A 25,477-nucleotide genomic window follows, 5' to 3' on the forward strand; every position below is an offset into this window, starting at 1 on the left:
TTATAAATAATATTGTTAGATAGTTTATGCGTCAATATAATGATCAGCGTTCCCTCAGTTGATTGATGCCCACTTGATGAATGCTCCTCTTACCGAGTGCGAAGCCGCCGTCCTGCGTGAGTCTGCGGCGCAGGCCTGCGCGTTGCTCAAGGCGCTGGCCAACGAAGACCGCCTGCTGCTGCTGTGCCAACTGGTCCAAAAGGAATGCAACGTCAGTGAGCTGGAATCCCTGACCGGTATCCGCCAGCCGACCTTGTCTCAGCAACTGGGCGTGTTGCGCGACGAAGGGGTGGTCAGCACCCGGCGCGCCGGCAAGTACGTCTACTACCAGATGGCAAGCTTTGAGGTCAGCCAAGTCATGAAAACGCTATCCAGTTTGTACTGCGGCCGCGCGTTGGAGTCACTCAAGTGACTGTGGACTGGTCCGCCTTCACTCCGGCAAATGGCGCTGCGGGCGGATTACTGATTGGCGCTGCTGCCGTTTTGCTGATGCTCGGTGCAGGACGCATCGCTGGCATCAGCGGCATTCTGGGAGGCCTGCTGCCGCCTGAGCGCGGCAGCAGATGGCGGCTCGCCTTTCTGCTTGGGCTGTGCGTGTCACCGTGGTTGTACACGCTGGGGGCGGCGCTACCCGCCATGGTCGTAGAAGCCGGTACTGGGCGACTGATTTTGGCCGGTCTGCTGGTGGGGGCCGGCACGCGTTTTGCCTCGGGCTGCACCAGCGGTCATGGCGTGTGCGGCCTGTCGCGCGGATCACGCCGGTCCTTTGTTGCCACCGCAATCTTCATGGCAGCGGGCTTTGCCATGGTTTATGTCTTGCGGCATCTGGTGGGGGGCTGACATGGCTGCCTTGATCGCCTTGGTTTCCGGCGTGGTTTTCGGGCTGGGCCTGATCGTGTCGGGCATGGCCAACCCTGCCAAGGTTTTGGGTTTTCTGGATATTGCGGGCGCCTGGGACCCGTCGCTGATCTTTGTGATGGGGGGAGCGGTGCTGGTCACGGCGGCGGGTTTTGCCGTCTTGCGCCGCCGCCACGCCAGCTTGTCTGGCGAACCAATGCGCTGGCCTGTCGCCAGCCGCATCGATGCGCGCCTGGCGACAGGCAGCCTGGCTTTTGGCGCGGGCTGGGGGCTGGCGGGTTTTTGCCCGGGGCCAGCGCTGGTGGCCGCCGCCGCCGGCGTGCCCCAAGCGTTGATATTTGTGGCCGCCATGATTGCCGGCATGGCGCTGTTTTCCGCGTTCGAATATCTCAAACGCGGCTAGCGGGGCGCAGAGAACCCGGCGGCCAGTGAGCGGGCCGCAGCGTTACTCGTAAGTGCGCACGTCGTCGATCACCTTGCCATCGTTAGGCAGGCCATCGGCATCGATCCATTCCACGTCGCTGCGCAACTTGGTCACGTCGCGTACGGATTCGGCGATGCGGTTGCCGAGCTCTTCGCTGCGCACCCGCGCCTCTACCTTCAGCACCATGCGGTCGGACCCGGTGCTGCCACTGATGACCAGGCGCGCACGCAGGATTTCTGGATGGCGCCGCACCACATCCGCTACCTGTGACGGATGGACGAACATGCCGCGTACCTTGGTGGTCTGATCCGCCCGGCCCATCCAGCCTTTGATGCGCGTGTTGGTGCGTCCGCAAGGCGAGATGCCTGGCATGACGGCCGACAGGTCGCCGGTGCCAAAGCGCACCAGCGGGTAATCCGGATTCAGCGTGGTTACGACGACTTCGCCAACCACGCCGTCGGGCACGGGTTCTCCCGTGCCGGGCCGCACGATTTCAACGATGATGTCTTCACCCAGAACCAATCCTTGCCGCGCTGGCGTTTCGAACGCGATCATGCCCAGGTCGGCGCTGCCGTAAGCCTGATAGCCTTCAATGCCGCGCGCTGCCAGCCAGTCGCGCAGCGACGGCGGAAAGGCTTCGCCGGATACGAGTGCGCGCTGGAGCGACCCCAGCTTGACGCCCAATTCATCCGACTTTTCCAGAATGATCTTCAGAAAACTCGGGGTGCCTGTGTAGCCGCTGGGAGCCAGGTCGGCAATGGCGCGCACTTGCTGTTCGGTCTGCCCCGTGCCGCCGGGAAACACGGTGCAGCCGACGGCGTGGGCCGCCGTTTCCATCATGGAACCTGCGGGCGTGAAGTGATAGGAAAAGCAGTTGTACGCCAACTCGCCCGCGCGAAAACCTGCGGCATAAAGCGCGCGTGCAAAGCGCCAGTAATCCGAGCGGGCGCTTTCCGGTTCGTAGATGGGGCCGGGCGAGGCGAAGACGCGCATCGCTTCGCCCCAACCAATGGCGGAGAAGCCGCCAAAGGCTTTTTCCGGGCCTGCGGGCGCAGCGCTGTCGTCGCGGCTGTGTTGCTGGCGTTCCAGCAGTTCATGCTTACGCAGCACCGGCAGGCGGGCCAGAGCCTCCCGCGTAGTGATGGTGGCGGGGTCGATGCCGCGCAATTGCTCGGCGATGGCCGGTGCGCGGGCAATGGCGCGGGTGATGGCGCCAGGCAAGGCGGCCATCAGCTCGCGCTCGCGTTGCTCGGGCGCTCGGGTTTCCAGGACATCGAAAAACTCGGACATGGGATCGCACCCTCTCGTGTGCCGTACTGCGGTGTCGTTGCCGGCGGCCTGCCGGTCCACACCGGCGCCGCCAATCCAGGGATCAGGCCAGCCAGCGTTTGCGGCGGCGGTAGAACTTGTTGTCTCGGAAGCTCTTGCGTTCGCCGCTGGAAATGCCCAGATAGAACTCCTTCACATCTTCGTTCTGGGCAAGGTCCTGCGCGGCGCCGTCCATCATCACGCGGCCGTTCTCCAGGATGTAGCCGTAGTCCGCATACCGCAACGCGATGTTGGTGTTCTGTTCGGCCAGCAGAAAGCTCACGCCTTCGCGCTGGTTCAGATCGCGCACGATCTCAAAAATTTCCTCAACGATCTGCGGGGCCAGGCCCATGGATGGTTCATCCAGCAGGATCATGTTCGGATTTGCCATCAGCGCACGGCCAATGGCGGTCATTTGTTGTTCGCCGCCCGACGTGTAGCCGGACTGGCTGCTGCGGCGTTGCTTGAGCCGCGGAAAGTACTGATACACGCGTTCCAGCGCGGCAGACGTTTCGCCACGGCTGATGTTGCGCGTGTAGGCGCCGGTCAGCAGGTTTTCTTCGATGGTCAGGTGGGCAAAGCAATGCCGCCCCTCCATGACCTGCACGACGCCGCGCTTGACCAGTTCGGCCGGCGACAGCCTTTCAATGCGCTGGTCCCGGTATTGGATATAGCCTTTGGTGACGTCGCCGCGTTCGCCTTTGAGCAGGTTCGAGATGGCGCGCAGGGTCGTGGTCTTGCCGGCGCCATTGGCGCCCAGCAGGGCTACGATCTTGCCTTCAGGCACTTGCAGGGACACGCCCTTGAGCACCAGGATCACGTGGTTATAGATCACCTCGATGCCGTTGACATCAAGCAGCACCTTGGGCGCTTGGGGCGGCAAAGAAGAGGTGTTGGCAGCGGTAGTTGCAACGGTCATGACGATTCCAGCGGCGTGGTGGCGGGGCCGGCCCCCGTTCGGGCGCCGGCCGCCGGTTCACATCAGTTCTCGCAAGTGCGGGGCGTGATGTTCTTTTCCTTGGCGTACTTGGCCGCGGCTTCCTTGACCATCGGGTCCAGGATCGTCTTGTCGGCCTGGTACCAGTCGGACGCTACCTTGAACTTGGCGCCATCCCACTGCACGATGCGGGCCCAGTCGTCGCCCTTGTGGTTGCTGCACGAGGTCTTGACCGGACGCATGATCTGGCCAAAGCCCAGCTTGTCCAGCTTCTCTTGCGTGAGGTTCAGGTTTTCGAAGCCCCACCGCACCTGCTCGGGCGTCAAAGCCTTGCCCTTGCCGTACTTCTCTTGCGCGGTGCGGATCGCTTCCACTTGCAGCATGGAAATCATCATGCCGCGCGTGTGAGCGATGGTGCCCAGTGTGGTCTTGCCGGACTTGTCGGAACCCTGGCCCTTGTCGTAGACGAACTTCTTCAGGTCGTCATAGACCTTGTCGTGTTCGGCGCCGCTGTTGTGCACGGTGATCGCGTTGTAGCCCTTGGCGACGTCACCCAGGTCTTTGACGTCGCCTTCCGAACCTGCCCACCAGATGGCGTACATCTTGTCGCGCGGAAAGCCGCTGGCCTGCGCTTCGCGGATGGCGGTCGGGGTCATGATGCCCGCGCTCCACAGCAGCACATAGGCGGGACGCGCCTGACGGATCTGCAACCAGGTGGACTTCTGTTCCACGCCGGGGGCGGTGACCGGGTAGAGCACCAGTTCGAAACCTTCTTTGGCCGCGCGCTTTTGCAGCAGCGGGATCGGTTCCTTGCCGTATGGCGAGTCGTGATAGACCAGGGCGATCTTCTTGCCCTTGAGCTTATCCATGCCGCCTTCTTTCTTGGCGATGTCCTGGATCATCACGTCGGCCGCGGTCCAGTAGGTACCCAGCAGCGGGAAGTTCCACTCGAACACGCTGCCATCCACCGACTGCGAAAGACCGTAGCCCATCGTTTCGACGGGAACCTTGTCGAGCATGGCCTTGTCGCTGACGGCAAACGTGATGCCCGTGGATTGGGTGTCAAAACCCGACGCGCCGGTGCCCTTGCCCTTCAAGCGTTCATAGCATTCCACGCCGCGGTCGGTGGCGTAGGCGGTTTCACATTCTTCGTACGTGATCTTGACGCCGTTGACGCCGCCGTCGCGTTCGTTGACCAGCTTCAGGTAATCCAGCTTGCCGTCGGCCCAGGGAATGCCCAAGGGGGCGAACGACCCGGTGCGATACACCAGCAACGGAACGAACTGCTCTTCCGCCGCCATTGCCGGCGTGGCCACGGCGCTTACGGCGCCGGCTGCGGCCACCAGGGCTGCCGCCAACTTCAGGTTAAGACGCTTCATCTCCATTTACCTCCTGCGTGGTGCTTGGGTCAGTAACCCTGGGACACCGGGATTGGCCCGGTCTTGAGCCGGGTATTCAGGATGTGGGCCGGGCGGTTATGCCGCCTGGCCCGCAGAAATCAATGCGAAATCAGTGCGGGAACGGCCATATGCGCAGCTTCTCTTTGCCGATGCTCCACAGCCGGGCCAGTCCATGCGGTTCTGCGATCAGGAAGAACACGATCAGCGCGCCGAACACCATGTGTTCGATGTGCGCCGCGGTGTCCACCGAAAGCGGCAGGCCCAGCATGTGCGGAATATTGGAAAGCGCCACCGGAACCAGCACGATGAACGCCGCGCCGAAAAAGCTGCCAATGATGGAGCCCAGGCCGCCGATGATCACCATGAACAAGAGCTGGAAGGATCGCGTCAGGTCGAATGCCAGCGGCTCCCACGAACCCAGGTGGATATAGCCCCACAACGCGCCCGCGACGCCGACAATGAAAGAGCTGACCGCAAAGGCTGTGAGCTTGGCGTACATGGGGCGGATGCCGATGACGGAGGCGGCCACGTCCATATCGCGGATGGCCATCCATTGCCGGCCGATCGCGCCGCGCACCAGGTTCTTGGCCAACAGGCTGAAGATCACCACCAGAATCAGCACGAACAGATACTTTTCCAGCGCGGACTGCACCGGCAGGCCGAAGGCGGTCAACGGCGGCACCGACACGTTGCCCGACGACGAGTAGTTGGTGAAGAAAGGAATGCGCAGAAATGCCCAATCCACAAAGAACTGCGCTGCCAGCGTCGCCACCGCTAAATACAGACCGCGGATACGCAAGCTGGGAATGCCGAAGATCACGCCAACGATGGTGGCAAAGAAGCCGCCCAGCAAAATCTGAACGACCAGCGGCATGCCCGGAAAGCGCACGCCAAAGTTCCATGCCGCATAGGCGCCCACCGCCATGAAGGCGCCGGTGCCAAGCGAGATCTGGCCGCAGTAGCCCACCAGAATATTCAGGCCCACGGCGGCCAGCGCCAGGATCAGGAAGGGAATCAGAATGGCGCGCAGCAGATAGTCGGACGAGAGCGCCGGGATGGCGATGAACGCCACCGCCAGCAGCAGCCAGATAAAGATGCGGTCCTGGCGGATCGGAAAGATCTGCTGGTCGGCGCGGTAGCTGGTCTTGAATTGGCCGTTTTCGCGGTAGAACATGTTTTTATCCTAGAGGGCCTGGCCGTTTACACGCGGTCGATGATTTTCTCGCCGAACAGCCCTTGCGGACGGAACAGCAGGAATACCAGCGCCAGCACATAGGCAAACCAGATTTCGATACCGCCGCCCACGAGCGACCCCAGGTAGACCTCAGACAGTTTTTCTCCCACGCCGATAATCAGGCCGCCAAGAATGGCACCCGGCACCGAAGTCAGGCCGCCCAGAATCACCACCGGCAAGGCCCGCAACGCAGCCGTAGACAGTGTGAATTGCACACCGAACTTCGAGCCCCAGATAATCCCTGCCACCAACGCCACCAAGCCTGCCACGCACCACACGATCACCCAGATGCGGTTCAGCGGAATGCCGATGGACTGCGCGGCCTGGTGATCGTCTGCCACCGCGCGCAGAGCGCGGCCGGTCGAGGTGTACTGAAAGAAGATCGCCAGCGCTGCCACCAGCAACGCGGCGATGACGGCTGCCGTCAGGTCTTCCAGGTTGATCAGCAAGCCTCCCTCAAACACGGAGTCCAGGATCATCAGCGGATCTTTGGGCATGCCCACGTTGATGGAATACACCGAGCTGCCAAACGTGATCTGGCCCAGGCCATCCAGGAAGTAGCTGATGCCCAGCGTAGCCATCAGCAGCGTGGTGGCTTCCTGGTTGACCAGGTGGCGCAACACGAAACGCTCAATGGCGACAGCCAGCAAGAACATCACAATGGCCGCGACGATAAACGCCAGCACGTTGGCCAGGATCATGTTGTCAAAGCCCAGCCACCGCGGTATCCATTCCGAGAAGCGCGCCATGGCCAGCGCGGCAACCAGCACCATGGCGCCTTGCGCAAAGTTGAAGACGCCAGATGCCTTGAAGATCAGCACAAAGCCCAGGCCGATCAGCGCATACATCATGCCGCTCATCAGGCCGCCCAAGAAGGTCTCTAGAAAAAATCCCATGTCTGTTCGCCTTAGTGCGAGACGCCGAGGTAAGCGCGGATCACGTCTTCGTTTGCGCGGACTTCATCCGGCTTGCCGTCGCCGATCTTCTTGCCGTAGTCCAGCACCACCACGCGGTCGGAGATATCCATGACCACGCCCATGTCGTGCTCGATCAGCACGATGGTCGTGCCGAATTCGTCATTCACATCCAGAATGAAGCGGCTCATGTCCTGCTTTTCTTCGATGTTCATGCCTGCCATCGGTTCGTCCAACAGCAGCAGGCGGGGCTCCATCGCCAGCGCACGGCCCAAGTCCACGCGCTTTTGCAGGCCGTAGGGCAAGCGGCCTACCGGCGTCTTGCGGTACGCCTGAATTTCCAGGAAGTCGACGATGTTCTCGACAAACTCGCGATGCTTGATCTCTTCGCGCTCGGCAGGCCCCAGCCGGAATGCCTGCGCCAGCAAGCCGCATTTCATGCGCAGGTTGCGGCCGGTCATGATGTTGTCCAGCACGCTCATGCCCTTGAACAGCGCCAGGTTCTGGAACGTGCGCGCAATGCCCATTTCGGCCGCGCGGCGCGGGTTCATCTTGGAAAAGCGTTCGCCGCGAAACTCAATGCTTCCTTGCTGCGGCGTGTAGACGCCGTTGATGACGTTCAGCATCGAGCTCTTGCCCGCGCCGTTCGGACCGATGATCGCGCGGATCTCGTGTTCACGCACATTGAACGAAATATCCGTCAGCGCTTTGACGCCGCCAAAGGACAGGGAAATGTTCTGCATATCCAGCATGACGTCGCCGATACGCTGGTCGCGGTCGTTGTTGCTCATGATCTCTACGCGGCTCGGGCTGTGATGGCGGGGAACGTCTTGACGGGGCGGATCTTCAGGTCGGCCGAGATCTTGCCGCTGCGTCCGTCTTCGAACTTCACTTCGGTCTCGATGAACTGCGATTGCTTGCCGCCAAAGAGCGCGTCAATCAGCACGCCGTATTTCTGCGCGATGAAGGCGCGGCGCACTTTGCGCGTGCGGGTCAATTCATCGTCATCCGGGTCCAGCTCTTTGTGCAGGATCAGGAAGCGGCTGATCTGGGACGCCGACAATTTTGGATCGGTCGCGAGATCGGCGTTCACCTGTTCGACGCATTCCGTGATCAGCTGGTAGACCTCTTCTTTGGCTGCCAGGTCGGTGTAGCCCGCATAGGCCAAACCACGGCGCTCGGCCCAGTTGCCCACGGCTTCCAGGTCGATGTTGATGAAGGCGCACACATCTTCGCGGTCTGCGCCAAAGGCCACGGCTTCTTTGATGTGCTGAAAGAACTTGAGCTTGTTCTCGATGTACTTGGGCGCAAACAGGCTGCCGTTGGCAAGCTTGCCCACGTCTTTCGCGCGATCAATGATCTTTAGCTGGCCGTCGGTGTCCAGATATCCCGCGTCTCCGGTATGGAACCAGCCATCCTCGCTGCGCGCTTCGGCAGTGGCGGCAGGGTTGCGGTAATACTCTTTGAAGAGCCCTGGGCTCTTGACCAGGATTTCGCCGTTATCCGCCACGCGGATTTCCACGCCAGCCACGGGCGGGCCAACGGTGTCATCGCGCACCTTGCCATCCGGCTGCACGCAGACAAAGACGGACGTTTCGGTGGACCCGTACAGCTGCTTCAGGTTGATGCCGATCGAACGATAGAACACAAACAGATCAGGCCCGATGGCCTCGCCCGCGGTGTACGCGACGCGCACACGGCTCATGCCCAGCGCATTGCGCAAAGGGCCGTAGATCAGCACATTGCCCAGCCCGTAGCGCAGACGATCCCAGGCGTTGACGGATTCGCCGTCAAGTATCTTTGTGCCGACGCGGCGCGCAAGCTTCATGCAGGCGCCAAACAGTTTGCGCTTGATAAACCCTGCATCTTCCATGCGGATCATCACATGCGTCAGCAGGCCTTCCAGCACGCGTGGCGGCGCGAAGTAGTAAGTGGGGCCGATGTCGCGCATATCGATCGACACGGTTTCAGGCGATTCGGGATGGTTCACCGTAAAGCCCGTGACCAGCAGCTGGGTATAGGAAAACATGTTCTGCCCGATCCAGGCGGGGGGCAGATACGCCAGCACGTCTTCCTGGTCCGTCAGCTTTTCCATCTCGGATACGGCGCGCGCACGGTCGATCAGCGCATGGTGCGTGAGCACCACGCCCTTGGGTTTGCCGGTCGTGCCTGATGTGTAGAACATTGCCGCCGGATCATGCGGTTGCACGGCAGCGATGGCGCGGGGCAGGTAGTCCGGGTGTTCGGCAGCATGCGCCTGCCCCATGGTCTCCAACTGCTCGTAAGACATCAGCATGGGGTCGGAGTAGTGGCGCAGCCCGCGCGGATCGTCATAGACCACCGCTTTCAGCGCCGGGCACTGCTCGCGGACTTCCAGCATCTTGTCCAGCTGTTCCTGGTCTTCCACGATGGCCACGCTGATCTCGGCGTCTTGCAGCACGTAGACCATTTCCAGCGCGACGGCATCCTGGTAGAGCGGAACAGGAATGGCGCCCAGCGACTGCGCGGCCATCATGGCCATGTACAGACGGGGACGGTTCTCACCGATGACGGCCACGTGCATGCCGGGCTGTATGCCCAGGGACGCAAGACCGCTTGCAACGTGACGGACATGCTCCGCCACATCGGACCACGTAAGGGTTTGCCAGATCCCCAGATCTTTTTCTCGTATCGCGGGCCGCGACCCGCGAACGTTGGCATGCGCGAACAGCAGCGCTGGAAAGGTGTCCAGCGCCGCAGGCATCTGTGCAGATGCGGGCGATGAATGTGCCACGTTGTCTCCTCCGGTTTGGGCACGTCGCGCCAGGTCGCCGCGGGAGCGGCAGTGGCGATGAGGGGCTTGACCAGTTGGTTTTAGATTTACGGCAGGACTTAAGGTATAAGGTTGGCTTGCTACCAACTGTCACCATCGCGACATTCAAGGAATTTCTAGGGTATTCCCGATGCAACTAGCCGACTCCCTTCAACTCGCCGCGGCCTGGTTTCGCGTGCTCAACCGCGAGCAGCAAACGCGCGTCGAGCGAGACCTGACCGTGCAGCAAGTGGTTGCTGGATCGATCATAGAGCGCAAAGGTGAACTCGCCCAGGCTTGGATTGGCGTATTGGCTGGATTGGTCAAAGTGTCTGTAGGCAATGCGGAGGGCAAGGTCGCATCCCTGACAGGCGTGCCCGCCGGCGGCTGGATTGGCGAAGGATCTCTGCTGAAACGCGAGGTCCGCAAATATGACATCGTGGCGCTGCGCGAATCGGTCGTAGCGCGCCTGCCGGCTCCCACTTTCGATTGGTTGCTGGACATCAGCATCCCGTTCAACCGATACCTGCTCCATCAACTGAACGAGCGCGTGGCGCAGTTCATCGGCAAGGCGGAGTACGACCGTCTGCTGGACCCGGATGCGCGCGTTGCACGGTGTCTGGCCGAGCTCTTCAACCCTTTGCTGTATCCCGGCATGGGCATGCGGCTGACGATTACGCAAGAAGAAGTCGGCTATCTGGCGCGGGTGTCGCGGCAACGCGCCAACCAGGCGCTGCGCAAACTCGAAGAGGCAGGGTTGCTGAATGTGGAATACGGCGCTGTCCGTGTGCTCGATCTGGATGGCTTGAAGCAGTATGGATCCGATCACACCGCGATCGAGGGCGAACAAGCCGCCTAGGCGGTCGCAGCCCGTTTACAAAAAAAACGCTTGACGATGAATAGTGCGCTATTTAATATTGCGCAATGAAATCCCGATCCAAACCCAAAGGCGCTTTCAACCCGCTGCTGCTGGACAGCCAGTTGTGCTTTGCCTTGTATTCGACCTCGCTGGCGATGAACAAGGTGTACCGCAAGCTGTTGCGCGGGCTGGACCTGACCTATCCCCAGTATCTGGTGATGCTGGTGCTCTGGGAAAGCGAAGACCTGACGGTGACGGATATCGGCGACCGCCTGTTCCTGGATTCCGCGACGCTCACGCCGCTGCTAAAGCGTCTGGAAGCTGCCGGCCTGGTGACCCGCAAGCGGGCGGTAGACGACGAGCGGCAGGTGATCGTAGGCCTGACCAGGCAAGGCCGCGACCTGCGTGAGAAGGCCGAAGCCGTGCCCCACGCGATTGCGGCCGCTGCCCAGTGCACGCTGGACGAGGCACAGGGTGTGATGAAGACCTTGCACGCGCTCAGGGAAAAGCTGGTCGATAGTCTTTGAATGGAAGGATGACCGCAGTCATCGTCCGGCCATATAAATAGTGCACGATATAGTCGTGTGCTATTTAAAAGTCAAGCAGAGCAGTTTTAAGGTTCAGTACAGAAGCGTCAGTACCTGAAAGTCAGCAGTACGCCGTGGCGGGAGGTCCCGCCCGGTATGGCAGTTCACCATCTATCTTGAAAGGAAACACACCATGTCGATCGAAAAAGTCTTGTACCGCGCCAGTGCAACCGCCACCGGAGGCCGTGAAGGCCGTGGCGTGAGCGACGACGGTAACCTGGACGTCAAGTTGACCACTCCTCGTGAACTGGGCGGCGCAGGCGCTGCCGGCACGAACCCCGAGCAATTGTTTGCCGTTGGCTATTCGGCGTGCTTCCTGGGCGCAATGAAGTTCGTCGGCGGCCGCGACAAGATTGCGATTCCTGCAGACGTTTCGGTTAACGGCAATGTGGGCATCGGCCCCATTCCCACCGGCTTCGGCATTGAAGTCGAACTGAAGATCTCGTTGCCGGGCATGGAGCGTGAGCTGGCCGAGAAGCTGGTGGCCGCGGCGCACATCGTGTGCCCGTATTCGAACGCCACGCGCGGCAACATTGACGTGACGTTGACGATTGTCTGATCGTTGATCGTTGATCGTTGATCGCTGCCAGCTGGCCGTTGCGGCCAGCTGGCAGCGTCTTTTTGCATCACGCCAACTTCTTCCTTAGTGGCCTCCGCCCAGATATGCCGCTACGACAGCCGGGTCATGCTTTAACTTCTCTGCGCTGCCATGGACGGATATCTTGCCGTTCTCCAACACATATCCGTAGTCAGCCACATTCAACGCGGCTGCGGCAAACTGCTCCACCAGCAGCATCGTTACCCCTTCGTCCTTCAGGCGGGCGATGATCCGGAAAACCTCTTCCACCAGAATCGGCGCCAAGCCCATCGACGGCTCATCCAGCAGCACCAATTCCGGATTCAACATCACCGCCCGCGCCATGGCCAGCATCTGTTGCTCGCCGCCCGATAAGGTCCCCGCCAATTGCTCGCGGCGTTCCTTCAGGCGCGGGAACAGATCCATGGCGCGGCCCAGGTCAGCCTGCACATCGCCTTTGGGCCGGCTGCCTGTCAGACGCGGAAACGCGCCCAACAGCAGATTGTCGGTCACTGACAGCGTGGGAAAAACCCTGCGGCCTTCAGGCGAATGCGCCAGCCCCAAGCGCGCGATGCGGTGGGATTCCAGGCCGTCGATGCGTTTGCCGCTTAACGTGACCTCGCCCGCGGTGGGGCGGATCATGCCGGACAGCGCACGCATCGTTGTGGTCTTGCCGGCGCCGTTGGAGCCGATCAGCGTTACGACCTTGGCCTTGGGCACTTCCATGCTGATGCCGTGAAGCACCTTGACCTTGCCATAACCGGCTTCCAGATTCTTGATCGATAGCATCTTGTTGTCCTTGTGGCATCAGGCGGGCGCGCCGCCCAGATACGCCTCGATCACGCGGGCGTCACTTTGCACTTCGTTGGGCAGCCCTTCGGCGATCTTCTGGCCAAAGTCCAGCACCGATACGGTGTCGCACACGCCCATGACCACATCCATATGGTGTTCGATGAGAATCAGCGTGATGCCGTGGTCGCGTACCTTGCGGATGATGGCCAGCAGCTCGACGATGTCAGGCGCGGTCAAGCCGGCTGCGGGTTCATCCAGCAGGAGCAGTTGCGGGTCCAGCGCCAGCGCGCGAGCTATTTCCAGCAAGCGCTGTTTGCCATAGGGCAGGTTGCGGGCTTCTTCGCTGGCCAGAGACTCCAGGCCAACGAACTCCAACAACGCCATGGCGCGCGCACGTGCGCCTTGCTCTTCACCCTTCCACTTGGGGGTGCGCAGCGCAATGCCGGCCAGGCCCGTGGTGAAGGTGTGGTGCAGGCCCACCAGCACGTTTTCCAGCGCGGTCATTTCGCCAAAAAGCTGCACGTTCTGGAAGGTGCGCGCAATGCCGCTGGCGGCGATGTCGGCAGGCGCCAAGCCAACCAGCGACTTGCCAGAGAAGTCCACTGAACCCGCTGTGGGCACGTAAATGCCCGTCAGCACGTTCATCATCGTGCTCTTGCCGGACCCGTTGGGTCCGATCAGGCCGTGGATGGTGCCGCGCTTGATGGTCAGATCCACTTCGTTCAGTGCTTTCAGACCGCCAAACTGCATCAGCACGCTCTTGGCCGACAGCAGCGTTTCGCCCTTGCCAGCCACGGCTTCGGGGGCTACCGCTTCCTGCTCTTTCACCAGGTCTTTCTTGACCGCCAGCGCCGCGCGCCGGGTGGAGAAGAAAAGATTGCGGACAAAGCCCACGATGCCATCGGGCAGGTAATACACCACGAACAGAATCATGGCGCCGAAGATCGTCAGGCGCCAATCGGTCACAGCGTCCAGCCAATACGAGAAGATCGCCAGCAAGATGGTTCCCACAACCGGCACCACGACGCGGCGAGGCTCTGCGCGGCCTTTGGAGATGGCGATGATGCTTCCCACCGTGACCAGGACAGCCACGCCCAGCGCGATCAACCGGAACGTGCTGATGTCATCCAGCATCTTGGGCAGCAGCACAATGATGGATGCGCCCAGCAACGCGCCGGTGCGGCTCTTGCGTCCGCCCATGATGATGGCGAGCAAGAACAGAATGGTCAGTTCAAAGTTGTAGGTGTTGGGCGAGATGTACTGTTCCGAATACGAATACAGCGCGCCTGCCAAGCCGGCAAAGCCTGCACTGATCACGAAGGCAATCACCTTGTGCCGGTAGACCGACACGCCCATGCAATCGGACGCAATGGGGCTGTCGCGCAGCGCTTCGAACGAGCGGCCCAGGTGCGACTTCATGATGCGGTGCACGACGATCAACGAGATCACCAGCAGCGCGCCGACCAGCCAGAAGTATTCGCTCTTGGTCAGTATGTGGCCCCCGATGGACGGCTTGGGAATCTTGATGCCCAAGGGCCCTTCGGTCATGAAGGTCATTTCGTTGATCAGAATCTGGATGATGGTGCCGAATGCCAGCGTCACCATGGCCAGATAGGGGCCCGTTACCCGTAGCGCCGGTAACGCCAGCACTGCGCCAAAGGCGGCCGCGATCAGGATGGCGGCGGGAAGGATCACCCAGATGGGCATCTGCAAATGAAAGAACAGCACGCCGGCCACATACGAGCCAATGCCGAACAGGCCGGCATGCCCCAGCGACACCTGGCCTGTGTAGCCCACCACAATATCGAGCCCGAACAGCAGGATCGAATAGATCATGATCGTTTCGATCAGGTGCAGGTAATACGTATTGGTCACGCCCAGCGGCACGGCGGCCAGGCAGGCAACCGCTACGACGGATAGCAAGAGGTGCAAGGGTTTCATCGTTTACACCTTCTTGATGGCGGTCTTGCCGAAAAGACCGGCGGGTTTGAAGGTCAGAACGAGCAACAGCAACACCAATCCCGGCACGTCTTTGTATCCCGTTGAAAGATAGAACCCGGTGGTCGTTTCGGCGATCCCCAGGATCAGCCCGCCCACCACAACGCCCATCCCGCTGGACAAGCCGCCAATGATCGCGACAGCGAATGCCTTCAAGCCCAGCACCGCGCCCATCGTGGCGCCGGTAAGCGTCAAGGGCGCCACCAGCACGCCGGCAAATGCGGCGGTGAGCGACGACAGCGCATACGAAAACGTGATGACCATGCCTGTGTTGATACCCATCAGGCCGGCCGCATCGCGGTCGTTCGACGTAGCGACGAAGGCTTTGCCGTAGATGGATTTTCGGTTGAATATTTCCACCAGAATCATCATGCCCAACGCGCCGAAAACCACCAGCAGCTCCATGGGCAAGACGTTGGCGCCCATCACCTGAATCGGTGCTTCGGGCAGTGGCGAGGGAAAGCGCAGGTCGTCGCGGCCCCAGATGTTTTCGGCTACGTTCTTGAAGATGATCCCCAAGGCGATGGTGGCCATGATCCAGCCGAATTCCGACCGCGTCTTGATGGCCGGCCGCACGCCAACGCGCTCGACCAGCGCGCCTTGCGCAAAGCCGAAGATGCAGACGATGGGAATCATGACCCAGTAATTCACGCCCAGGCCGACCAGCGTGAGTCCGACAAGCGCGCCCAGCATCAGGGCTTCGCCCTGACCGAAGTTCAGCGTGCCCGATGTGGCAAATGTGAGCTGGTATCCGAACGCAATGACGGCATAGATCATGCCTAGCGCGATACCGCTATAGATGAGCTGTAGAAGAATCATGGTGTTTTTCGCGTAGCGCTGTGTTCCGTCCCAACCCCCTTGGGCAGAACGCGGTTTTCAGGCGGCTGCATGCCCCGCGCCCTATATGCGGGGCGCGTGCGGCGGCGGCCGGGCAGCCGCCGCCTTCCTGCTCTTTGGAACTTAGTTGGCCTTGACGACCTTGCCGCCCTTGACCTCGCCGATGACCACTTCCTTGGCCGTGATCGCGTCGTGGTTGGTGGCCGAGAACGGCTTGTTGTAGGTCATGACGACGCCTTCAACCGGCGTTTGCAGGTTTTCCAGCGCTTCGCGCACCTTGGGGCCGTCGGTGGAATTGGCCTGCTTGATGGCCGCAGCCAGCAAGAAGATCGAGTCGTAACCCTGCGCAGCCGACACGGGCGAGTCGATGCGATTGTTCTTGGGCTTGAACTTGGCCAGATAGGCGTCGATGAACGCCTTGCGCTTGGGGGTGTCCGGGTCCTGGATGAAGGTCTGCGGCATGCGCGCGCCTTCGCCGTTGGCGCCGGAGTTATCGATGTAGTTGGCCATCGACAAGGTCCAGCTGCCGATGATCGGCACCTTCCAGCCCAGCTTGGTCATGCCATTGGCAATTTGCGCCAGTTCGGGGCCGATGCCGTAGGTCAGCACGGCTTCTGCGCCAGCTGCCTTGGCCTTCAACAATTGGGCCGTCATGTCGACGTCTTTGATGTTGAATTTTTCAACGGCCACGGGCTTGATGCCCTTGGCGTCCAGCGCCTTTTCCAAATCTTCGCGGCCCAGCTGGCCGTAGTTGGTGGAGTCGGCCAGAATCGCCACCTTCTTGAAGCCGCGGCGGGTCACCGCTTCTTCGACGATCATCGGGGCCTGGATGCTGTCATGCGCCGCATTGCGGAACACGTAGTTGTCTGGGTATTCAGGGGCCTTGAACTGGTGCGTGATCACGCTACCTGTGGCGACGTTGTTGAAAACGGGAATTTTGGCGTCTTGGTAGAAGCGCTGCGATGCCAGCGCCACGCCGGTGTTGATGTAGCCGACGGTGGCGGCGACTTGTTCCTTGTTGATCAGCTCTTGGGCGATCTGAACACCGCGCTCGTTCTTGGCTTCGTCGTCACGTTCCACGGCGACCAGTTGACGTCCGAGGACGCCGCCGCTCTTGTTGATTTCCTCGATAGCAAGGCGCACGCCATCGCGCATGCTCACGCCCATGGAGGACGAGCCGCCGGTGTAGGGGCCGGCCACGCCGATCTTGATAGGGTCAGCAGCGTAAGACGCGGCCGATGCGGCAAATGCAAGGGTTCCTGCTAGCAGCTTCAAACGAAAATCCATGGATGTCTCCGTTGTAATTAGTAGAACTGCGTGGAAAACCGTGTGCCGGCGCCAAGCGGCAGGGGGATAAGACGTGTTGCGGCGCTCTCCTGTGTTGCGTGTTGTGACTGTCTGCTTAATCGCTTACGCGAATCTGACCCGGCGGGGGTTTTCCGCGTAAATACCTAGTACATGCGTACCGGCGTCGCGACAGACGCTGCAATGCAGCATGGTTTGAAGCGGGCGGGGCGGGGAGCGGGGTCGCGCATGCGCACTGGGCAGACAGTCTCGTTTGCCGCATCCTAGCCAGCGCCAAGCGGCATCGGGCGGAATTTCACTCCGCCCCTTACTGGAAATTTATTCCTGACCGGCTGGCAGGCCGCATGGCCATTGAGATGCTTGTTTGCAGACGTCTTCCAGCCATAGGGAAAACGCTTGTGCTGCGCCGCCCGGCGGGCGCGAGATTTCGGTGCACAGGTGGTACTGCGATTCACCGGGAATGTCGATGTCCAGCAAGCGCACCAGCTTGCCTTCGTCTAGCCATTCTGCCGCTAGTGTGCGCCGGGTCAACGCGACCCCCTGGCCTGCGCGCGCGGCCGCCAGCATCATGCCCAGGTCAACCAGCCACACGCCGCGCGAGGGCTCAGGCCAGTCCAGCCCCGCCGCGGCCAACCAGGGACGCCACGGTTCCATCGGGCAGCGCAGCAGGTGCGCATGGGCCAGGTCCTCGGCGCGCCGGACGGGGCCGTGCGCAGCCAGGTATTGCGGCGAGCACACCGCAAATACCGGGTCAAACGTCAGCTGGCGCGCGTGCAGCCCAGGATACTTTCCGCTGCCGAAACGTACCCACACATCTGCGTTGGGCGGCATGATGTCCAGGTACGGAATGGACAACATGATTTCCAGCTCAACATCGGGATGCGCGGCAGTGAAACTGGGCAAATAGGGGATCAGCACCTGGCGGGCGAAGGTGGGGGTGGAGACCACGCGCAACGGCGCGGGTTTGGGTTGCCCCCGCTTGTGCAGCGACGCGTCTGACAGCAAGTCGAGCGCCGTGCGGACTTGGTCCAGGTATTCACGGCCCGCGGCGCTCAGAGTGGCGCCGCGGCTGCTGCGGATGAATAGCGATACGTCCAGCAGCGCTTCCAGCGCGGCAATGCGCTTGCCGATGGCACTGGCGGTCACGAAGAGTTCTTCGCTGGCGCGTTCGAAGGAGCCCAGCCGCGCAGCCGCTTCAAAGGCCTGGATGGCGGCCAAGGGCGGCAGGCGCACGTCTTTAGAGGAAGATGAACCGCGCATAATCGTCTGGCGGGCCGGCCGTGCGCCCGACGAAAGAGTGGCAACGCGACGATTATAAAAGTGATGGCGGCGGCGTGCGCCGCCTCTTAGATGCCCTTGATTGCGAGGCTGACCGCCAAGCTGGCCATGATGACGGCGATGACACCGTCCAGGATGCGCCAGGCCGAGGCGTTGGCGAAGAAACGCGCGAACAGGCGCGACCCGATGCCCAGCACGGCCAGCCAAAGCAGACTGGCGGTGAAAGCGCCGGCAGCGAACGCCATGCGCGCGTCGTCAAAGCCGTGCGCCAGCGACCCCACCACCACCATATCCAGCCAGAAGTGCGGGTTCAGCAACGAGAAGCCCAGCGCGCCCAGCATCGCGGCGCGGCGGGACGGCACAACGTCACGCGCAGCGGCCATCCCGCCTTTGGCGGTCCAGGCGCGGCGGGCCGATTGCATGGCATACCAGGACAGGAAGACGACGCCGAACCACAGCACGGCGGTCGTCAACCACGGGAACCATGACGTCAGCGCCTGCAAGCCGGACACGCTGGCAAAGATAAAAACGGCGTCGATCAGCGCGCAGATGGCAACCACACTGAGCAGATGCGCGCGCATCAGGCCCTGGCGCAGGATGAACGCGCTTTGCGCGCCCACGACGGCAAACAGGCCCAGCCCGGTGGCGGTTCCGCTGGCCCAGGCGGTAAGGAAGAGGGGGGATGACAAGGTGGCGAACATGATGCAAATACCTGTAACTGCAGCGCCTGTGGCGGCGCTTTGATGATGATCCGGAGGCATTGCGCAATCCGACAATGACACATTGTCCCTTGCATCTAATATGAAATACAGCTAATTTTCCTTCACTATATTAAGTAAAACTAATCTATGAAACTCGATCATGGCAACCTGCGCGCGCTGGCCGCCGTCGTGCGTGAAGGCAGCTTCGAACGGGCCGCGCTGTCGTTGAGCGTCACGCCGTCTGCGGTGTCGCAACGGATCAAAGCGCTGGAAGACCGTATGGGCCGCCTGCTGGTTCAGCGTACGGTGCCGGCCGCCGCAACATCGGACGGCCAGGTGCTGGTGCAGTTGGCCGAACAGACCGCGCTGCTGGAACACGACGCGCTGAACCGGCTGGGGATGTCGGATGACGATGTGCCGCATGCCAGCATCCCCATTGCGGTCAACCACGACAGCCTGGAAACATGGTTCGTCGGCGCTGCCTTGCAGTTCTCGGCGCGCAGCCGGGCCACGCTGGATATGCTGTCCGAAGACCAGGATCACACGGTGGCTTTGCTACGCAATGGATCGGTATTGGGCGCCGTCACGACCCTGGCCGAGCCCGTGCAAGGCTGCCGCATCCATGCCTTGGGCAGCATGCGCTATGTGGCAACGTGCACGCCCGAGTTTCACAAGCGCTATTTCTCGCAGGGCGTGAACGCGCAGACGCTGGCGCAGGCGCCGGTGCTGGTGTTTAACCGCAAGGACGCCCTGCAAGCGCGCTTTGCCCACAAAATCGCAGATCCGGCGCCTTGGCAGCCGCCCGTGTGGTGGGTGCCGTCCACGCGCGCTTTCGTTCAGGCCACCTTGGGCGGACTGGGCTGGACCATGAACCCGTTGCCGCTGGTCCAGGAGCACCTTGATGCAGGTCAGCTGATGCTGCTTCGGGGGCGGGCCTGGGAGGACGTGCCGCTGTATTGGCAGCATTGGCGGGTAAACTCCGAGGCGATGGAAGCCTTGACCGATTCGGTTCTGTCGGCCGCCCGCAGCTTGGTCCGGCGGCGTTAACTCACTAGGAGGACACCCCATGAACATCCGCAAGTTCGCAGTCATTGCCGCCCTGGGCCTGTGTACGGCCGGTTCGGCTTGGGCGAAGGACTACAAGGTTGGCCAGATCGAGGTCGACGATCTCTGGGTGCGCGCGTCCGCGCCGGGCCAGGCCAATGGCGCGGGATATATGGATATCGACAACGACGCCAAGACCGAAGACCGCCTGCTGTCGGTGTCGTCGGACGCCGCCGAGCGCGTTGAGCTGCACACGGTGCAAACCGAGAACGGCGTATCGAAGATGCGCCAGGTTGAAGGCGGCATCGCTTTGCCCGCCGATACCGAGGTCAAGCTCAGTCCGGGCGGTTACCACGTCATGTTTATCAAGCTGCGCGCGCCGTTCACGGACGGCGCCACGATCCCCGCCACGCTGAAATTTGAAAAGGCGGGAGAAGTGGCCGTGCAGTTCAAGGTCAAGCCGGCCTCGCATAACCCCGGCATGAGCCACGACCATGGCGCCATGAAACACTGATCCTGCGATCGGCAATTCCAAAAAAAAGGGGCGTCCAAGCATTTTGGCCGCCCCTTTTTGCTGCACCCGTACCTCAGTGCTTGTGTCGGAAGATCAGTACAGCCCTTGCTGGCGCATGGCGTCGGCTACCTTCACGAAACCGGCGATGTTGGCGCCGTCCAGGTAGTTGACGTATTCACGATCGCTGTGGCCGTGGCGGACGCAGTTTTCGTGGATGTCGCGCATGATGGCATGCAGGCGGGCATCGACTTCTTCGCGGGTCCAGGCCAGACGGGCCGAGTTTTGAGCCATTTCCAGGCCCGAAACGGCCACGCCGCCAGCGTTGGTGGCTTTGCCCGGGGCGTACAGCACGCGCGCGGCGATGAAGGCCTTGGCGGCGTCCAGCGTGGCGGGCATGTTGGCGCCTTCGGCGACGCACAGAACGCCGTTCTTGATCAGCGTCTGCGCATCGGCCAGTTCGAGCTCGTTCTGGGTCGCGCAGGGCAGGGCCACGTCTACCGGCACGTGCCACGGGCGCTTGCCAGCTTCGTAGGTCAGACCGAATTGCTTGGCGTAGGTATCCAGGCGGCCGCGCAGGTCATTCTTGATGTGCATCAGGGCAACCAGCTTCTCGTGCGTGAAGCCGGCTTCGTCCACGACGGTGCCGTTCGAGTCCGAGATGGTGACAACCTTGGCGCCCAGCGACATGGCTTTTTCAATGGCGTATTGCGCCACGTTGCCGGAACCCGAAACCGACACGCGCAGACCGTCGAACGACTTACCCACGCGCTTGAGCATTTCTTCGGCGAAATAGACCGTGCCGTAGCCGGTGGCTTCGGGGCGGATCAAGCTGCCGCCGAAAGTCAGGCCTTTGCCGGTAAAAACGCTGGCAGTCGAGTTGGACAGTTTTTTCATCATGCCGGCCATGAAGCCGACTTCGCGCGCGCCAACGCCGATATCACCGGCGGGCACGTCGGTGTCCGGACCCAGATGGCGGTACAGCTCGATCATCAAGGCTTGGCAGAAACGCATCACTTCGGCGTCGGACTTGCCCTTGGGATCGAAGTCCGAGCCGCCCTTGCCGCCGCCCATGGGCAGCGTCGTCAGCGAATTCTTCAGTGTCTGTTCAAACGCCAGGAATTTCAGGATGGACAGGTTCACCGAGGGGTGAAAGCGCATGCCGCCCTTGAACGGGCCGATGGCCGAGCTGTGCTGAATGCGGAAAGCGCGGTTGACTTGGGCTTGACCCTGGTCATTGGTCCAGCACACGCGAAATTGAATCACGCGTTCGGGTTCCACCAGGCGCTCAAGCAGGGCGTGCTCGGCGTAGTGGGGGTGCTTTTCAATGAAAGGCCACAGACTCAGCATCACCTCCTGGACGGCTTGCATGAATTCAGGCTGCTGCGGGTCGCGCGCGGCGACGCTACGCAGGAAGTCGTCCAGACTCTGCACTTTCAACATCATCTCCTCGGGGGTGCTTCAAATAGGTGCGGAATGCGCCGATATGGGGCGCGAAATAATTATTGTGGTGCGCAACTGCACCGGCATGGTGCGGAATTGTAGGGGCTTGTGTTGCTCTGCGCAAAGCCGAAAAGTGCTCCAGCGCCTTGATATAAAAGCACTTTTTTGAGGCAAATATAAGGGACGCATAGGTGCGTGAGGGGAGCCCAGCAGACGTGTGTTTCAGCTGTGAAAGTGCATGCGGTTGATTTCCTTGAGAAAATTAATGCGTCCCCAATTTATGGCGCGAATTCAGAGCTGCTGAAATCTCTATATCTCCCTGGGGAATAAGGGGTTTAGTGCAACTATCACAGCCCGTGGAGGGCAGGCCATCTTTCTATATGTCCCTAAATAATATTTGACAATTCTCAGCTGCGGTTGCCTCGCCTCAGACCTGCGCAACCGCCAGCGCCGCGCCAAGCGCCATCAATATTGCGCCGACGCCCCGGTCAACCGCCTGTTGATGATCAAGCAATGCACGGCGCAGCACCGGCGACGACACGGACCACGCCACGACGCTGAACCACAACCAGTGCGCGAACGACATGAACATCCCATAGCCGAATTGCTGGGCCAACGGAGTGCCGGGCGACACCACCTGCGTGTAGGTGCTGACCACAAAGAGCGTGGTCTTGGGGTTGAGCGCGTTGGTCAGAAAGCCGCCGTAGAGCGCTTGCCAGGCGGAGATCGCAGGGCGCGCCGACAGATCGCGGCTGACAGGCGTGCGGTTGAAAAATGTCTTCCAACCCATGTAGATCAAATAGCAGGCGCCTGCCAGTTTGATGCCTTGCAGTACCGGTTGCGCATAGTGGGCCAGAAGACTCACTCCAAACATTGTGTAGAAAACATGTACCTGCACACCCAGCGCGATGCCCAGCGCGCAAACCAAGCCTATGCGCCGGCCAAAGAGATAGCTGTAACGCGTCACCATTGCAAAGTCGGGGCCTGGGCTGATGACGGCAAGAACGGTAATCAGGGCGACGGCAATCAGTTCGGTCATGGTTGAGCGGCGGTCAAAGAAGGGGCGCCCATTGTGTGGCGCTGGCGTCTGGGTGAAAAACGATTTTTAATGCCTGATATCCGTCAGGAAAAATCACCTATTCCCATGAAACTGCCCCCGCTCAATACCTTGCGTGTTTTCGATGCGGCTGCCCGGCATCAGGCTTTTGGCAAAGCCGCCCAAGAGTTGCACGTCACGCACGGCGCCGTGAGCCGGCAAATAAAGCTGCTGGAGCAAGCGCTGGGGTTGACGCTTTTCGACCGCCGCAATCGGGCTGTTTATCTGACCGATGCGGGTCATCAGTTGTTGGATGTGACGCGGGCCATGTTTGAACAACTGCATACCGGCCTGGCGCAACTGCGGCGGCCAGCAACGGACGCGCCGCTAGTGCTGTCCTGCGAACCCACCATCGCCATGATGTGGCTGATTCCCCGTTTGCCCGACTTTCAGCGGACGCACCCCGGGATTCAGGTGCATCTGTACGCGGCTGGCGGACCGGTGGCTTTTGCGGCGCAGGGTGTAGACGTGGCGTTGCGCCGCAATGATTTCGAGTGGGACCCTGCATTGCATGCCGAGCGCGTTTGCGACGAATGGACGGGCCCGGTGTGCCGCCCCGGAATGCCAGGGGGCGCAGATGCGGGTGATTGGTTTGACGCGCCAGCGCTTGGCAGCGCGACCCGGCCAAGGGCATGGCAGCAGTGGGCGCAGGCGTCGGGCCGGAAAGCGCCGCGCCAGACGGGGCCCGCTTACGAACATTTCTATCTGAGCTTGCAGGCTGCGGTGGCAGGCTTGGGGGTTGCCATTGGCTCTGCGCTGATGGTGCAAGACGCGCTGCGCGACCGCAGGCTGGCGGCGCCATGCGGTTTTGTCCGGGATGGTTCGGCGTACTTTCTGCTGTCGCCCCGGCCTTGCAGGGACGACCCGCGAGCAGCAGCATTTTTGGCCTGGCTGCGGCAGCAGGCAGCGAACTCGCTGCCCGAGGCGGCGCAGGCTGTGGAGGCAACGGGCCCAGTTGCCTGCGCTACCGATCAGAGCGTGGCGTCGTAATCGATCGTCAGCGGTGCATGGTCAGAAAAGCGTTCGTCTTTGTAGATGGCGACGTTGCGTGCCCGCGCTGCAATGCCAGGGGTAGCGATCTGGTAGTCGATCCGCCACCCGACGTTCTTGGCCCAGGCCTGGCCGCGGTTGCTCCACCAGGTGTACTGATCCGGCCGGTCGTCGATGGTGCGGAACACGTCCACGAATCCGCGCTTGTCGAACACGTCTGTCAGCCACGCCCGTTCTTCAGGCAGAAAGCCTGAATTTTTCAGGTTGCCCTTCCAGTTCTTCAGGTCGATCTCTTTGTGCGCGATGTTCCAATCGCCGCAGATGATGAATTCGCGGCCGGTCGTTTTGTGCTCATGCATCAGCGCATCGATCCAAGGGCCAAAGCGGTCCAGGAAACGATATTTGGCTTGCTGGCGCTCCTCGCCGCTGGAGCCGGAAGGCAGGTAGGCGCTGACAACCGACAGGTTCTTCCAGTCGGCGCGGATGATGCGGCCTTCAGGGTCGAATTCTTCGCAGTCCAGACCGATGTTCACGCGTTCCGCAGCGTCACGCAGGTAGATGCCCACGCCGCTGTATCCCTTCTTGACCGCATGGTGGAAGTGTCCGGTATAGCCTGGCGGATGGCGCAAGTCGTCGGTCAGGTCGCCATCAGCAATTTTGATTTCCTGAAGGCAAAGTACGTCCGCGGCGTGTTTTTCCATCCAGGGTTGCAGGCCCTTGCGAAAGGCGGACCGGATGCCGTTGAGATTGATCGACGTGATGCGCAGCAAAGCGAAACTCCTGAAAAGCGGCCGGTGGGGCCGGAACATTGCCAGGAATTTAACCGACTCGGCGCGGCGGTTCGAGAATAGCCCTGACAACGGATAAAATGGAGCGGTTTGCCATCTACCGGACCCCCTCGAATGCCCGCCGCCAATTCCTCTGCCACTTCCCTTGAATTTGTCCGCTTTGCCCTGACTGAAGGCGTGCTGCGCTTTGGCAGCTTCAAGGTCAAATCGGGCCGGATCAGCCCCTATTTCTTTAACGCCGGCTTGTTCAACAGCGGCGGTTCGGTGGGCAAACTGGCGCAGTTCTATGCGCAGGCGCTGCTGGATTCCGGCGTGGAATTCGACATGCTGTTTGGCCCGGCGTACAAGGGCATCCCGCTGGCGACGGCAACGGCCGTGGCACTGGCCGGTCATCCGGCCACGCAAGGCCAGAGCGATGTGCCGTTTGCATACAACCGCAAGGAAGCCAAGGACCACGGCGAAGGTGGAACCCTGGTCGGCGCGCCGCTCAAGGGCAAGGTTGTCATCATTGACGATGTGATCACGGCGGGCACGTCCGTGCGTGAATCGGTGGAAATCATCCGCAATGCAGGGGCCGAGCCGGCCGCCGTGCTGATCGCCATGGACCGCATGGAACGTGCGGGTCCGGACGATGCGCTGTCGGCGCATTCCGCCGTGCAAGACGTAGCCAAGACCTATGGCATTCCAGTGGTGGCAATTGCTTCGCTGTCGGACATCATGGCTCTGCTGCAAGACGACTCGTCGTTCGCCGAAAACCGCGATGCGGTGCAGGCGTACCGGACGAAGTACGGGGTGAAGTAACGCG

At 61.3% G+C, this 25,477-nt stretch carries 26 protein-coding genes; 10 read left to right on the top strand and 16 right to left on the bottom strand.

Going from position 1 to position 25,477, the window contains the following annotated elements:
- Nucleotides 1-76: 76 nt before the first annotated feature.
- Genes RAS12_RS23040 through RAS12_RS23050 form a run of 3 tightly spaced genes read left to right on the top strand, consistent with a single transcriptional unit; the run spans nucleotide 77 to nucleotide 1,261 of the window.
- Nucleotides 77-412: an ArsR/SmtB family transcription factor gene (locus RAS12_RS23040; RefSeq protein WP_306941758.1), complete on the top strand. Its 336-nt coding sequence runs from the start codon at nucleotides 77-79 to the stop codon at nucleotides 410-412.
- Nucleotides 409-840, top strand: coding sequence for a YeeE/YedE family protein (locus tag RAS12_RS23045; protein ID WP_306941760.1), 432 nt, complete (start codon nucleotides 409-411; stop codon nucleotides 838-840). Before RAS12_RS23040 ends, RAS12_RS23045 begins: the two co-directional genes overlap by 4 nt.
- 1 nt (nucleotide 841) lies before the next feature.
- Entirely contained in the window at nucleotides 842-1,261 is a 420-nt protein-coding gene (locus RAS12_RS23050) for a YeeE/YedE family protein (protein WP_306941762.1), read from the top strand.
- 42 nt (nucleotides 1,262-1,303) lie between these two features.
- On the opposite strand, the gene RAS12_RS23055 is transcribed toward RAS12_RS23050, so the two are convergent.
- The 7 genes from RAS12_RS23055 to RAS12_RS23085 all read right to left on the bottom strand — a co-directional run bounded on the left by RAS12_RS23055 (nucleotide 1,304) and on the right by RAS12_RS23085 (nucleotide 9,848).
- Nucleotides 1,304-2,572 (bottom strand): phenylacetate--CoA ligase family protein, encoded by a 1,269-nt coding sequence (locus RAS12_RS23055; RefSeq protein WP_306941763.1) that lies wholly within the window; start codon nucleotides 2,570-2,572, stop codon nucleotides 1,304-1,306.
- A gap of 82 nt (nucleotides 2,573-2,654) precedes the next feature.
- The gene (locus RAS12_RS23060; RefSeq protein ID WP_306941765.1) at nucleotides 2,655-3,509 is read right to left on the bottom strand and encodes an ABC transporter ATP-binding protein; all 855 of its coding nucleotides are present in this window, start codon (nucleotides 3,507-3,509) and stop codon (nucleotides 2,655-2,657) included.
- Nucleotides 3,510-3,571: 62 nt separating this feature from the next.
- On the bottom strand, nucleotides 3,572-4,912 hold the full coding sequence (locus RAS12_RS23065; RefSeq protein WP_306941767.1) for an ABC transporter substrate-binding protein: 1,341 nt from the start codon (nucleotides 4,910-4,912) through the stop codon (nucleotides 3,572-3,574).
- Between the two features lie 124 nt (nucleotides 4,913-5,036).
- Nucleotides 5,037-6,101 carry a branched-chain amino acid ABC transporter permease gene (locus tag RAS12_RS23070; protein ID WP_306941769.1) on the bottom strand — a complete coding sequence of 355 codons (1,065 nt, stop codon included), beginning with the start codon at nucleotides 6,099-6,101 and terminating at the stop codon, nucleotides 5,037-5,039.
- A gap of 26 nt (nucleotides 6,102-6,127) precedes the next feature.
- On the bottom strand, nucleotides 6,128-7,057 hold the full coding sequence (locus tag RAS12_RS23075; RefSeq protein WP_306941771.1) for a branched-chain amino acid ABC transporter permease: 930 nt from the start codon (nucleotides 7,055-7,057) through the stop codon (nucleotides 6,128-6,130).
- 11 nt (nucleotides 7,058-7,068) lie between these two features.
- Complete coding sequence (locus RAS12_RS23080; RefSeq protein ID WP_306941773.1) at nucleotides 7,069-7,866, bottom strand: ABC transporter ATP-binding protein; 798 nt, start codon at nucleotides 7,864-7,866, stop codon at nucleotides 7,069-7,071.
- Between the two features lie 5 nt (nucleotides 7,867-7,871).
- Nucleotides 7,872-9,848 (bottom strand): AMP-dependent synthetase/ligase, encoded by a 1,977-nt coding sequence (locus RAS12_RS23085; RefSeq protein WP_306941774.1) that lies wholly within the window; start codon nucleotides 9,846-9,848, stop codon nucleotides 7,872-7,874.
- A gap of 169 nt (nucleotides 9,849-10,017) precedes the next feature.
- On the opposite strand from RAS12_RS23085, the gene RAS12_RS23090 reads away from it, so the two are divergent.
- From RAS12_RS23090 to RAS12_RS23100, 3 genes are all read left to right on the top strand, one after another.
- Nucleotides 10,018-10,725, top strand: a complete 708-nt coding sequence (locus tag RAS12_RS23090; protein ID WP_306941777.1) for a Crp/Fnr family transcriptional regulator — start codon at nucleotides 10,018-10,020, stop codon at nucleotides 10,723-10,725.
- Between the two features lie 65 nt (nucleotides 10,726-10,790).
- A complete protein-coding gene (locus RAS12_RS23095; RefSeq protein WP_306941778.1) occupies nucleotides 10,791-11,252 on the top strand; it encodes a MarR family winged helix-turn-helix transcriptional regulator in 462 nt (153 codons plus the stop codon).
- A 193-nt stretch (nucleotides 11,253-11,445) separates the two neighbouring features.
- Nucleotides 11,446-11,871 carry an organic hydroperoxide resistance protein gene (locus RAS12_RS23100; RefSeq protein WP_306941780.1) on the top strand — a complete coding sequence of 142 codons (426 nt, stop codon included), beginning with the start codon at nucleotides 11,446-11,448 and terminating at the stop codon, nucleotides 11,869-11,871.
- Between the two features lie 84 nt (nucleotides 11,872-11,955).
- Here RAS12_RS23100 and RAS12_RS23105 read toward each other — a convergent pair whose 3' ends face one another.
- From RAS12_RS23105 to RAS12_RS23130, 6 genes are all read right to left on the bottom strand, one after another.
- Entirely contained in the window at nucleotides 11,956-12,678 is a 723-nt protein-coding gene (locus tag RAS12_RS23105; protein WP_306941782.1) for an ABC transporter ATP-binding protein, read from the bottom strand.
- Nucleotides 12,679-12,696: 18 nt separating this feature from the next.
- Nucleotides 12,697-14,622 (bottom strand): branched-chain amino acid ABC transporter ATP-binding protein/permease, encoded by a 1,926-nt coding sequence (locus RAS12_RS23110; protein ID WP_306941783.1) that lies wholly within the window; start codon nucleotides 14,620-14,622, stop codon nucleotides 12,697-12,699.
- A 3-nt stretch (nucleotides 14,623-14,625) separates the two neighbouring features.
- A complete protein-coding gene (locus RAS12_RS23115) occupies nucleotides 14,626-15,498 on the bottom strand; it encodes a branched-chain amino acid ABC transporter permease (protein ID WP_306941785.1) in 873 nt (290 codons plus the stop codon).
- Nucleotides 15,499-15,639: 141 nt separating this feature from the next.
- The gene (locus tag RAS12_RS23120) at nucleotides 15,640-16,803 is read right to left on the bottom strand and encodes an ABC transporter substrate-binding protein (RefSeq protein ID WP_306941787.1); all 1,164 of its coding nucleotides are present in this window, start codon (nucleotides 16,801-16,803) and stop codon (nucleotides 15,640-15,642) included.
- A gap of 336 nt (nucleotides 16,804-17,139) precedes the next feature.
- A complete protein-coding gene (locus tag RAS12_RS23125) occupies nucleotides 17,140-18,081 on the bottom strand; it encodes a LysR substrate-binding domain-containing protein (RefSeq protein ID WP_306941789.1) in 942 nt (313 codons plus the stop codon).
- Nucleotides 18,082-18,167: 86 nt separating this feature from the next.
- Complete coding sequence (locus RAS12_RS23130; RefSeq protein WP_306941791.1) at nucleotides 18,168-18,800, bottom strand: LysE/ArgO family amino acid transporter; 633 nt, start codon at nucleotides 18,798-18,800, stop codon at nucleotides 18,168-18,170.
- Nucleotides 18,801-18,947: 147 nt separating this feature from the next.
- On the opposite strand from RAS12_RS23130, the gene RAS12_RS23135 reads away from it, so the two are divergent.
- Together RAS12_RS23135 and RAS12_RS23140 are read left to right on the top strand one after the other, a co-directional pair.
- Entirely contained in the window at nucleotides 18,948-19,847 is a 900-nt protein-coding gene (locus RAS12_RS23135) for a LysR family transcriptional regulator ArgP (protein ID WP_306941793.1), read from the top strand.
- Nucleotides 19,848-19,866: 19 nt separating this feature from the next.
- Nucleotides 19,867-20,358 (top strand): copper chaperone PCu(A)C, encoded by a 492-nt coding sequence (locus tag RAS12_RS23140; RefSeq protein ID WP_306941794.1) that lies wholly within the window; start codon nucleotides 19,867-19,869, stop codon nucleotides 20,356-20,358.
- Between the two features lie 93 nt (nucleotides 20,359-20,451).
- Here RAS12_RS23140 and gdhA read toward each other — a convergent pair whose 3' ends face one another.
- Entirely contained in the window at nucleotides 20,452-21,798 is a 1,347-nt protein-coding gene (gene gdhA / locus RAS12_RS23145; RefSeq protein WP_306951584.1) for an NADP-specific glutamate dehydrogenase, read from the bottom strand.
- A gap of 427 nt (nucleotides 21,799-22,225) precedes the next feature.
- The gene (locus RAS12_RS23150; protein ID WP_306941796.1) at nucleotides 22,226-22,837 is read right to left on the bottom strand and encodes a LysE family translocator; all 612 of its coding nucleotides are present in this window, start codon (nucleotides 22,835-22,837) and stop codon (nucleotides 22,226-22,228) included.
- 105 nt (nucleotides 22,838-22,942) lie between these two features.
- Here RAS12_RS23150 and RAS12_RS23155 point away from each other — a divergent pair, with 105 nt between their 5' ends.
- On the top strand, nucleotides 22,943-23,884 hold the full coding sequence (locus RAS12_RS23155; protein WP_306941799.1) for a LysR substrate-binding domain-containing protein: 942 nt from the start codon (nucleotides 22,943-22,945) through the stop codon (nucleotides 23,882-23,884).
- On the opposite strand, the gene RAS12_RS23160 is transcribed toward RAS12_RS23155, so the two are convergent.
- Entirely contained in the window at nucleotides 23,866-24,654 is a 789-nt protein-coding gene (locus tag RAS12_RS23160; RefSeq protein ID WP_306941801.1) for an exodeoxyribonuclease III, read from the bottom strand. The genes RAS12_RS23155 and RAS12_RS23160 overlap by 19 nt on opposite strands.
- 132 nt (nucleotides 24,655-24,786) lie before the next feature.
- Here RAS12_RS23160 and pyrE point away from each other — a divergent pair, with 132 nt between their 5' ends.
- A complete protein-coding gene (gene pyrE / locus RAS12_RS23165) occupies nucleotides 24,787-25,473 on the top strand; it encodes an orotate phosphoribosyltransferase (RefSeq protein ID WP_306941802.1) in 687 nt (228 codons plus the stop codon).
- The last annotated feature ends 4 nt before the right edge of the window (nucleotides 25,474-25,477 follow it).

The sequence above is a fragment of the Achromobacter seleniivolatilans genome, assembly GCF_030864005.1.
GTDB classification, from domain to species: domain Bacteria; phylum Pseudomonadota; class Gammaproteobacteria; order Burkholderiales; family Burkholderiaceae_B; genus Achromobacter; species Achromobacter seleniivolatilans.

What these genes read in the sequence shown, in the direction of transcription:
- RAS12_RS23120 (WP_306941787.1), bottom strand. Translation starts at nt 16,803, where the DNA reads ATGGATTTTCGTTTGAAGCTGCTAGCAGGAACCCTTGCATTTGCCGCA.
- RAS12_RS23115 (WP_306941785.1), bottom strand. Translation starts at nt 15,498, where the DNA reads ATGATTCTTCTACAGCTCATCTATAGCGGTATCGCGCTAGGCATGATC.
- RAS12_RS23105 (WP_306941782.1), bottom strand. Translation starts at nt 12,678, where the DNA reads ATGCTATCGATCAAGAATCTGGAAGCCGGTTATGGCAAGGTCAAGGTG.
- RAS12_RS23100 (WP_306941780.1), top strand. Translation starts at nt 11,446, where the DNA reads ATGTCGATCGAAAAAGTCTTGTACCGCGCCAGTGCAACCGCCACCGGA.
- RAS12_RS23040 (WP_306941758.1), top strand. Translation starts at nt 77, where the DNA reads ATGAATGCTCCTCTTACCGAGTGCGAAGCCGCCGTCCTGCGTGAGTCT.
- RAS12_RS23065 (WP_306941767.1), bottom strand. Translation starts at nt 4,912, where the DNA reads ATGGAGATGAAGCGTCTTAACCTGAAGTTGGCGGCAGCCCTGGTGGCC.
- RAS12_RS23055 (WP_306941763.1), bottom strand. Translation starts at nt 2,572, where the DNA reads ATGTCCGAGTTTTTCGATGTCCTGGAAACCCGAGCGCCCGAGCAACGC.
- RAS12_RS23150 (WP_306941796.1), bottom strand. Translation starts at nt 22,837, where the DNA reads ATGACCGAACTGATTGCCGTCGCCCTGATTACCGTTCTTGCCGTCATC.
- RAS12_RS23050 (WP_306941762.1), top strand. Translation starts at nt 842, where the DNA reads ATGGCTGCCTTGATCGCCTTGGTTTCCGGCGTGGTTTTCGGGCTGGGC.
- RAS12_RS23090 (WP_306941777.1), top strand. Translation starts at nt 10,018, where the DNA reads ATGCAACTAGCCGACTCCCTTCAACTCGCCGCGGCCTGGTTTCGCGTG.
- RAS12_RS23130 (WP_306941791.1), bottom strand. Translation starts at nt 18,800, where the DNA reads ATGTTCGCCACCTTGTCATCCCCCCTCTTCCTTACCGCCTGGGCCAGC.
- pyrE (WP_306941802.1), top strand. Translation starts at nt 24,787, where the DNA reads ATGCCCGCCGCCAATTCCTCTGCCACTTCCCTTGAATTTGTCCGCTTT.
- RAS12_RS23135 (WP_306941793.1), top strand. Translation starts at nt 18,948, where the DNA reads ATGAAACTCGATCATGGCAACCTGCGCGCGCTGGCCGCCGTCGTGCGT.
- RAS12_RS23125 (WP_306941789.1), bottom strand. Translation starts at nt 18,081, where the DNA reads ATGCGCGGTTCATCTTCCTCTAAAGACGTGCGCCTGCCGCCCTTGGCC.
- RAS12_RS23095 (WP_306941778.1), top strand. Translation starts at nt 10,791, where the DNA reads ATGAAATCCCGATCCAAACCCAAAGGCGCTTTCAACCCGCTGCTGCTG.
- RAS12_RS23110 (WP_306941783.1), bottom strand. Translation starts at nt 14,622, where the DNA reads ATGAAACCCTTGCACCTCTTGCTATCCGTCGTAGCGGTTGCCTGCCTG.
- RAS12_RS23155 (WP_306941799.1), top strand. Translation starts at nt 22,943, where the DNA reads ATGAAACTGCCCCCGCTCAATACCTTGCGTGTTTTCGATGCGGCTGCC.
- RAS12_RS23070 (WP_306941769.1), bottom strand. Translation starts at nt 6,101, where the DNA reads ATGTTCTACCGCGAAAACGGCCAATTCAAGACCAGCTACCGCGCCGAC.
- gdhA (WP_306951584.1), bottom strand. Translation starts at nt 21,798, where the DNA reads ATGTTGAAAGTGCAGAGTCTGGACGACTTCCTGCGTAGCGTCGCCGCG.
- RAS12_RS23060 (WP_306941765.1), bottom strand. Translation starts at nt 3,509, where the DNA reads ATGACCGTTGCAACTACCGCTGCCAACACCTCTTCTTTGCCGCCCCAA.
- RAS12_RS23140 (WP_306941794.1), top strand. Translation starts at nt 19,867, where the DNA reads ATGAACATCCGCAAGTTCGCAGTCATTGCCGCCCTGGGCCTGTGTACG.
- RAS12_RS23080 (WP_306941773.1), bottom strand. Translation starts at nt 7,866, where the DNA reads ATGAGCAACAACGACCGCGACCAGCGTATCGGCGACGTCATGCTGGAT.
- RAS12_RS23075 (WP_306941771.1), bottom strand. Translation starts at nt 7,057, where the DNA reads ATGGGATTTTTTCTAGAGACCTTCTTGGGCGGCCTGATGAGCGGCATG.